This is a genomic window from Solilutibacter pythonis (genome assembly GCF_003697345.1).
In the GTDB taxonomy this organism is placed as follows: domain Bacteria; phylum Pseudomonadota; class Gammaproteobacteria; order Xanthomonadales; family Xanthomonadaceae; genus Solilutibacter; species Solilutibacter pythonis.
On record NZ_RFLY01000062.1, the window covers coordinates 1 to 966 of the forward strand.

General features: G+C 58.7%; 1 protein-coding gene and 1 pseudogene. Both read right to left on the bottom strand.

The features are described from left to right. Window positions 1-209: pseudogene (locus EBB59_RS13275) on the bottom strand (hypothetical protein); the annotation flags it as partial. A gap of 133 nt (window positions 210-342) precedes the next feature. Then, window positions 343-966: hypothetical protein (locus EBB59_RS13990; protein ID WP_122102594.1), on the bottom strand; the 624-nt coding region annotated here is incomplete at its 5' end.

A 966-nucleotide genomic window follows, 5' to 3' on the forward strand; every position in this document is an offset into this window, starting at 1 on the left:
ACCCAGACCGGCCGTAGATGATCTCCGTCCATGGCGTTGGGCAGCTCGAAATCCGCTGTGACCTTGCTGCCGGCTTTCGGCAGGTCGAAGGGTTTGATGACCGGGAAGCCGTCGCCATAGCGGGCGGCGTCCGGTGCCGGGGGTTGGACCGATTCGCTGACCGGCGAGCAGGCGGCCATGCTCATCATCAATAATCCCAGTGCGCGCATGGATACGCTCCGTGGCGGGTGATCTGGAGTGAGTCTACACCCGGGGGCGGGTGGTGTCCGGCTTGATAGACAGTGACGGTGTAGGTCGGCTCTTTAGCCGGGTTGCGCGGATGCCAGTCATAAAAACGGTGGCTCATTTATCAGTCTCCGGTAGGCGATGATGTGTCACAACCATTTCGAAGGGGAGTTGTGCCAGGATGGGATGATCCTCCAGGCTCTCCATTTCGATGTGATAGCGGCCAGGTATGGGGGGGCGGATGCTTGCCACTTCCCATGAGTCGTAGGCTTTGTTGCGGTAATCGAATTTTCCAATCGCCAGCATTTCCTTTACATGCATTTCCGCGCGATCATGTCCTGTAAATACCTCCTCAGGGTGAGGTTCATACCAATAACTGCTCGGGCGAATGGTGCTCTGCTCTTCATGCAGGACTATAGGGAAACGCTCCCCCCCCTCAATGCGCCAAAGCCGGATACGGATCGGGATGGGGGATTCGTACAAATAGTCTGTCCGTTTTAACGAGGCAGCCTGCTCTCCAGGCGCATAGTCCTTGGTTTTCGGTATGCTGAATCTGAAGCCGACCCAGACCGGCCGTAGATGATCTCCGTCCATGGCGTTGGGCAGCTCGAAATCCGCCGTGACCTTGCTGCCGGCTTTCGGCAGGTCGAAGGGTTTGATGACCGGAAAGCCGTCGCCATAGTGGGTGGCATCCGGTGCCGGGGGCTGGACGGATTCGCTGACCGGCGAGCAGGCGGCCAT